A 7,519-nucleotide genomic window follows, 5' to 3' on the forward strand; every position below is an offset into this window, starting at 1 on the left:
ATCAGCGACCTCCTTGGCCAAGACCATTGCTGAATCGGCCCATGATCTGCCCACGGAGATCCTCGGTCACTCGTTCACCCGAGGCAGTGACGCTCTCATAGACAGCGAGAACATCATCGACGACAACATCCCAATCGAATCTGCGGACGCGATCTGAGCCGGCAGCAACGAGCCGTTGCCGCTCAGCAGGGTCTGCGAGCAAGGCGATAGCAGCCTGTGCCAATGCTTCACTGTCTTCATTGGCAAAGACCCGACCGGCCTTTCCGTCATTGAGCACTCGTACAAACGCGGGGAGATCAGCGGCCAACACCGCGGTTCCTGCTGCCATCGCCTCGATCAGAACAATGCCGAAGGATTCAGCGCCGGTATTGGGAGCCACGTATAGGTCTGCTGAATTCAGCGCCTGTGCCTTCTCAAGTTCGGACACCAGCCCAAGAAATGTCACGTGCGCTCGGATTTCAGGTGCAAGGTCACCTTCAATGTCTTCAACATCGCCAGGCCCTGCCACATAAAGATGCGCCAGCGGATCACCCGCGATGATCGAAGGCATTGCTTCAAGCAGCACGGAAAGTCCCTTGCGCGATTCGTCCAGTCGCCCGAGGAACAGCAGCGCATGGCCTGGCGTATTCATCGCAGGGTGTGCGCTTGCGCCGGCAAAGGTGCGCAGACGAACGCCATTGGGAATCAGTACAGCATCCCCGCCCACATGCGCCACAAGTGTGCGCCGGGCATCCTCGCTTACCGCGATGCGGCCACTGACCTTCTCCATTGCGGTCTGTGCCAGACGATTCACACTGGCCAGAATTCGAGAGTGCGGATTGGACGAATGCCAGGTGGCGACAATCGGTCCATCGGCAACCCAGATGGATAGCAGAGACAGTCCTGGAGCCATTGGTTCATGCACGTGGATCAGATCAAAATTACCTTCTTGGATCCACCTACGCGCCTGCCGCGTTGCTCGCAGTCCAAAGTTCAGACGCGCAATTGAGCCGTTGTATCGCACTGCAATGGGCTTGCCGCCATTGGTGACCTCGTGCGCTACCGGACTGTCGTCATCAAGAGGCGCGAGGATGTCCACGAAGTGACCACGCTGACGCAATTCTGCAGTCAGGTCCGCGACATGCGAACGCACTCCACCTGGGACATCCCAGGCATAGGGACACACCATGCCGATGCGCAAGGAAGCAGTCACAGCCAGACCTTCTGCATCATGTGCCAATCCCTTGGATGCTCATAGATCGCCTGTCCAAGGCTGATCGCAAGTTGCTGTGTCATCTGCGGAATCTGGGTGGAGCGATCCTTGCCGGGTGTCGCCACAATCGGCTCATATATATGCCCCCGCAGCTTTGCTCCGTCGTACCAGAGCCCGATCGGAAGAACTGGGGCGCCCGTCAGCACGCCGAGCAGCGCAGGACCCGCTGGCAGTGTTGCTCGTCCGCCAAGAAAGTCGACTTCAACTCCGTTGCCACCGAGATCTCGATCTCCGAGCAAGGCGACCATCCCGCCCCGTTGGAGAGCGCGGGCCAGTGATTGCACAACATTGGGATCACCCAAGGGCATCACTTCCATACCCAGACGGCTCCGATACTCCAGAAACTGATCAAACAGGCCTTCAGGCTTGAGTCGTTCTGCAACCGTCGTGAGCCCGCCGTAACGATCTGCAGCCCATGCTCCAGCCGAGTCCCAATTGGCCAGATGGCCTGGAACCATGATGACGCCCGAACCTATCGCCATGGCTTCATCAAGCATCTTGGTGTTGTCGAGGTAGAAGCGCTCTCGAATCTGTTCAATTGTCCACTTGGGCAGGCGGAAGGCTTCCATCCAGTAGCGCATGTAGCTGTGCATGCCCTCACGCGTGACTGTTTCCAGTTCAGCGGCCGAGAAGTCCGGGCGGACGCGGCCCAGATTCATGCGTAATCGTTGCACTCCAAGGCCATTGCGTCGATAGGTCTGATCCGCGGCCATCTTGAATGCCGCGCGTACCCCAGACTCAGGCAGATGCCGACTCGCGAACCAGGCAAGGCGAAATGCTTCCTCAGTTGCGCGATCACGAAATTGATCACCAGCAATCATGCGCGCAACTGCCCACGCACATGCACGATTCTCTGCACGATGGTGATAACGCCTAGAGCGCCGATGAGCCATAGTGCAGCAGGCAACACATAGGGCACACCGAAGCCAGTCAGGAATGCCGCAAACAGCACAACGATGAGTCGTTCAGCTCGCTCAGCAATGCCGACATTCGCCGTGGCTCCAACTGCCTCTGCTCGCGCCTTCGCGTAGGACGTCACTTGCCCAGTCACCAAGGCCAAACTGGCCGCCACACCCACACCGACTTGATCGTTGAGCAGGGCCCACCAGATGAAGGCCGCGAAGATTGCGGCATCGGCAACACGATCCAAAGTTGCGTCAAGAAAGTTTCCCCACGGCCCGCTCGTTCCAGCCAGCCGAGCCATTGTGCCGTCGAGAAGATCAGTCAATGTGAAGGCGGTGATGAGAAGGGAGCCGAGAATGAAACGGCCATTGGGAAAGCAGATCAGAGCCGAGAGCACCACACCCACGGTGCCAAGCACAGTGATGGCATCCGGCGAGACCTTGATGCGCAGCAGGAACTTGGCCGGCGGTAGCAGGACGGCGGTGATCAACTGTCGCGCACCGGGGTTGTTCAGCATGCTTCTCCAGGTGTTGATCGACGCGAATCACCGATGGTATCGGCAATCCCATCCTTCTTTGCTGAGCGCGAGTTGCGCAGTTGGGGCTCGCAGCAGATTCTGGGAGGATGCAGTTCCATTGAAAGGCGAATCATGACGCTCGGCTCAACACAGCCCCTCGGGGTCGAGGCGATTCGCAATGTGGTGCTCCTGGGACCGACGGGCTCCGGAAAGACCACCTTGGCTGAGCAATTGATAGCCATCTCCGGAGCAGCAGCCGAACCAGGATCTGTCGCAGCCGGCACGTCAATCATGGATTCCGATCCGGCCGAGCGACGCCAGAAGCGCTCCGTTGAGGTGTCCGTCGCGTCTCTGGAATTCCAAGGCTCGCTCATCAACCTCATTGACACACCGGGATATGTCGATTTCCTTGGCGATGTGCGAGCCGGGCTACGAGCCGCAGATGCTGCGCTGTTTGTGGTCTCCGCCGTCGACGGCATCGATGCCGCTACCCGCGCCCTGTGGGATGAGTGCGAGGCGATCCATATGCCACGCGGAGTTGTGATCACGAATCTGGATGACGACGACGCCGACTTTGACGAGGCTGTCGCCATCTGCCATCGCATGTTCACTGGTGGTCGTGAAGTGCTGCCACTTCATCTTCCGGTTCTTGACGACGAGGGCTCCTTCATCGGTGTTCTTGACCTCATCACCAGCCGCATCCACGAGTGGAGTACTGCGCAACGACGTGAGCGGGCGGCTGATCCTGAGCACCTCGAAATGACTGCCAGCGCTCGCGCTGAGCTACTCGAGGGCATCGCAGCTGAATCTGAGGATGCAAGCCTGATGGACTTGCTGATAGACGGCCAAGACGTCAGCGACGAAGTGCTCACCGGTGATTTGGACCTCGCCATCAACCGTGGTCACTTCTATCCAGTGCAGGCCTTCTCGGGTGCCAATGGCTTTGGTGGAGAGCTCATTCTCGACCTGATCGTCCGCGCATTTCCCTCACCCCTTGAACGCGCCATGCCGCTGATTACCACGGCTCAGGGCCAGCCCATCGCGCCTTTACATCCCGATGCTGACGGCCCGCTGTGCGCCGAAGTCATCAAGACCACGACCGATCCGAGTGCTGGAAGGCTCTCAATCGTGCGCGTCTTCTCCGGAAGGCTGCCCAGCGATGCCCAGTTGCATGTAGCCGGGCATTTCAGCAATCGCCCAGATCGGCATGATCACGATCTCACTGAACACGATGGAACGCTGAGTCTCTCGGTCGGAAGCATTCGGCGAACAATTGACAGCGCCATCGCCGGCAGCATCGTCACCGTGACTCAGCTCAGCCGAGCCGAGACGGGAGACACGATCTCCTTCACCTCCAATCCCCTGCTGGTCGAGCCTTGGCTCATGCCCGAGGCGAATCTGCCAATCGCTATTGCCGCAGCCGAGCCTGCCGATGAGCGGGGGCTGGGGACTGCGCTGGAGCGCTTGATTGCCGAAGACCCAAGCTTGAAGGTGACCACGTCCCAGAGCCAACTCACGCTTTGGTGCCTTGGCGAGTCGCATGCAGATCTCGCAGTTGAACGTCTGCGCGATCGATTCGGCATTGAAGTCGCGGCCCAGGAGCTGCGCATCTCCCTTCGTGAGTGCTTCTCAAGTCCCGGCAGCGGAACAGGACTAGCCAAAGACGAGCAAGACGTGGCTCTGGCCTCCTGTGCGATTGACATCGTGCCTTTGGCCACAGGTGCCGGCATTGAGATCGTGAATGCACTTTCAGTAGATGCCAGCCAGATCGATCTGTTCAGCGCCGCCGAGCGTGGAGTTCGTCAGCAACTGGCTCAAGGAGCCCTTGGCGGCTACCCGACGACCGATGTCCAAGTAGTCATCACTGACGTTGCTGCATTGGCATCGTCATGTGATGAGCATTCTGTTGAAATGGCAGGTGCCTATGCGATTGCCGACGCGGAGACCAACACAGGAAAGCACCTCTTAGAGCCGCATGAGACGTTGATGATCACCGTGCCCGAGGAATTTGCTGATGCCATCACGAATGACTTGAAGGTCAAGCGAGGCACCATCACGGCAACGCAGGTGCATCCAGACGGGACAGTGACACTCACTGCAACTGCACCGGCCGCTGAACTCTTCCGTTTCGCCATTGACATTCGTTCGCTCTCACACGGAGCTGGCACATTTGTTCGGGAGGCTGCAGGATTTGCCCGCGTGCCAAAGCGTGCAGGCATCCGAATGCTCCCGATGGCCCACTAGCGCCAGGCTGCGGCGAGCAACTCGCGGGTTTGCTCCAACAATTGCGGCATTACCTTCGTGCCTGCAATGACTGGCATGAAATTCGTGTCGCCTCCCCATCGGGGCACCACATGCTGATGCAGGTGCGCGGCGATTCCAGCTCCCGATACCTCACCTTGGTTCATGCCGATGTTGAATCCCTGAGCATTGGAGACTGATCGCAGAGCGGTCATCGCCTTCTGGATGAAGGCCCCCATCTCAGCAATTTCATGGGCCGCCAGCTCGGTGTAGTCGGCGACATGCCGATACGGGCAGACCATCAGGTGTCCTGAGTTGTACGGATACAGATTCAGCAGCGCGTAGACCGTCTCCCCGCGAGCGATGATCAGGCCCTGGGAGTCATCCAATTGCGGAGACCGGCAGAAGGGACAGTCGTGGCCTTCATTGCCGTGGCTCGGCTTGCCTTCGCCCTTGATGTAACTCAGCCGATGTGGGGTCCACAGCCGATCCCAGGCACTCGACATCGCTACACCTGCACGCGAGACTGAACAGCTGCCACAATCTCATCAATCGCTTCGGCAATGGCAACGCCATTCTTCTGTGTGCCATCGCGATAGCGGAAGGAGACAGCTCCCGCGGCAATGTCCTCATCGCCGGCGATCAGCATGTAGGGAATCTTCTGCCGCTGGGCGGTGCGGATCTTCTTCTGCATTCGATCATCTGAGGTGTCGACATCGACCCGAATGCCACGAGCGCGCAACTGCGCTGCAACTTCTGTGAGGTAGCCAATGTGCTCATCGGTGATCGGGATTCCGATCACTTGCACGGGTGCCAGCCATGGCGGGAATGCGCCGGCGTAGTGCTCAAGCAACACGGCAAAGAAGCGTTCGATCGAACCAAACAGCGCTCGGTGAATCATGACGGGGCGTTGTCGTGTTCCATCTGAGGCTTGGTACTGCAGGTCGAAGAGCTCGGGAAGATTGAAGTCCACTTGGATCGTGGACATCTGCCAAGTGCGTCCGATCGCATCCTTGGCCTGCACTGAGATCTTGGGCCCGTAGAACGCCGCGCCACCTTCATCGAGCACCAGGTCCAAGCCCTGCTTGCTGGCCGCCAGCCGGAGGATTTCGGTGGCTTCCGCCCAGACTTCATCAGAGCCAACGGATTTCTCCGGGTCGCGAGTGGACAGTTCCAGATAGAAGTCATTGAGTCCGTAGTCACGCAGCAGATCAAGGACAAAGGTCAACAGCGAATCAAGTTCATCAGGCATCTGTTCTTTGGTGCAGTAGATGTGCGCATCATCCTGTGTGAATCCGCGCGCTCTGGTCAGACCTTGAACGACGCCAGACTTCTCGTATCGATACACCGTGCCGAATTCGAACAGTCGCAAGGGAAGCTCACGGTACGAACGACCACGAGCATCAAAGATCAAGTTGTGCATCGGGCAGTTCATCGGCTTGAGGTAGTAGTCCTGACCCTGCCGGCGAATATTGCCTTCGTCATCGAACTCCGCATCCAGATGCATCGGCGGATACATCCCCTCGGAATACCAGCTGAGGTGCTGCGACTTCTCAAACAGCGCTCCCTTGGTGATATGCGGGCTGTTGACGAACTCGTATCCCGCCGCATCGTGCCGTAACCGCGAGTAGTCCTCCATCACCCGACGAATCACCCCACCCTTGGGATGAAATACCGCCAGTCCGGAACCGATCTCCTCAGGAAAGGAGAACAGATCGAGTTCGGCACCAAGGCGTCGATGATCTCGGCGCTCGGCCTCTTCCAGGAAGGCCAGGTAGGCCTTCAGATCATCCTTGGATGGCCAAGCCGTTCCATAGATGCGTTGCAACTGCTCATTCTTCTGGTCGCCCAGCCAATATGCCGCTGCCGTGCGCATCAATTTGACTGCATTGGTGGGGATGTATCGGGTGTCAGGCACATGTGGACCTCGGCAGAGGTCCCCCCAGCAACGCTCGCCGGTCTTGATATTGACGTTGTCGTAGATCGTGAGCTCTTTGCCGCCGACTTCCATCACCTCGGCGCCGCCAGCACTTCCGATCAGGCGCAATTTGTACGGCTCGCCCGCAAGTTCATCCAGAGCCTCCTCGTCAGACACCACGCGACGCTCAAAGCGCTGCCCGCTCTTGAGGATCGTCGTCATCCGCTTCTCGAGCTCGGTCAAGTCCTCGGGAGTGAATGGTCGCTCAACATCGAAGTCGTAGTAGAAACCATCTTGAATCGGCGGCCCGATCCCCAGCTTGGCCTCAGGAAAGGTGTCCTGAACGGCTTGAGCAAGCACGTGAGCCGCTGAGTGACGCAGCACTGCCAGACCCTCAGGTGAGTCAACAGAGATCGCCTCTACAACGTCAGTTGGCAATACCTCAGTTGAAAGATCGCGGATCTCGCCGTTAATGCGGGCTACGACAATTGAACGATCCCCGCCCACGAGGTCGAAGGCGGTCTGAGCCACAGGATCTCCTCTTTATCTACGCCACAACGCCATACCAAAGCGTTCCGGTTGGTGGGCGATACTGGGTTCGAACCAGTGACCCCTCGCGTGTGAAGCGAGTGCTCTACCACTGAGCCAATCGCCCGGAATGCGCAGAACTGTATCAAGGATCGACTTT

Annotated in this window: 6 protein-coding genes and 1 tRNA gene; 1 reads left to right on the plus strand and 6 read right to left on the minus strand. The window is 58.5% G+C overall.

From position 1 onward, the window contains the following. Position 1: 1 nt before the first annotated feature. The 3 genes from Q8M73_08330 to Q8M73_08340 are packed head-to-tail and all read right to left on the minus strand — an operon-like array spanning position 2 to position 2,672. Positions 2-1,192, minus strand: coding sequence for a glycosyltransferase family 4 protein (locus Q8M73_08330; protein MDP2288553.1), 1,191 nt, complete (start codon positions 1,190-1,192; stop codon positions 2-4). Next, entirely contained in the window at positions 1,189-2,073 is an 885-nt protein-coding gene (locus Q8M73_08335; protein ID MDP2288554.1) for a phosphatidylinositol mannoside acyltransferase, read from the minus strand. The genes Q8M73_08330 and Q8M73_08335 overlap by 4 nt, the downstream gene beginning before the upstream one ends. Continuing rightward, positions 2,070-2,672, minus strand: a complete 603-nt coding sequence (locus Q8M73_08340; protein ID MDP2288555.1) for a CDP-alcohol phosphatidyltransferase family protein — start codon at positions 2,670-2,672, stop codon at positions 2,070-2,072. Before Q8M73_08340 ends, Q8M73_08335 begins: the two co-directional genes overlap by 4 nt. 132 nt (positions 2,673-2,804) lie before the next feature. Here Q8M73_08340 and Q8M73_08345 point away from each other — a divergent pair, with 132 nt between their 5' ends. Beyond that, positions 2,805-4,916, plus strand: coding sequence for a GTP-binding protein (locus tag Q8M73_08345; GenBank protein MDP2288556.1), 2,112 nt, complete (start codon positions 2,805-2,807; stop codon positions 4,914-4,916). Here the strand turns inward: Q8M73_08345 and Q8M73_08350 are convergent. The 3 genes from Q8M73_08350 to Q8M73_08360 all read right to left on the minus strand — a co-directional run bounded on the left by Q8M73_08350 (position 4,913) and on the right by Q8M73_08360 (position 7,486). Then, complete coding sequence (locus tag Q8M73_08350) at positions 4,913-5,419, minus strand: HIT domain-containing protein (protein MDP2288557.1); 507 nt, start codon at positions 5,417-5,419, stop codon at positions 4,913-4,915. The genes Q8M73_08345 and Q8M73_08350 overlap by 4 nt on opposite strands. A gap of 2 nt (positions 5,420-5,421) precedes the next feature. Next, positions 5,422-7,362, minus strand: a complete 1,941-nt coding sequence (gene thrS, locus Q8M73_08355; protein MDP2288558.1) for a threonine--tRNA ligase — start codon at positions 7,360-7,362, stop codon at positions 5,422-5,424. A 49-nt stretch (positions 7,363-7,411) separates the two neighbouring features. After that, a tRNA-Val gene (locus Q8M73_08360) sits at positions 7,412-7,486 on the minus strand. Between the last annotated feature and the right edge of the window lie 33 nt (positions 7,487-7,519).

The sequence above is a fragment of the Actinomycetota bacterium genome, from assembly GCA_030684515.1.
Taxonomy (GTDB): Bacteria; Actinomycetota; Actinomycetes; order S36-B12; family S36-B12; genus UBA11398.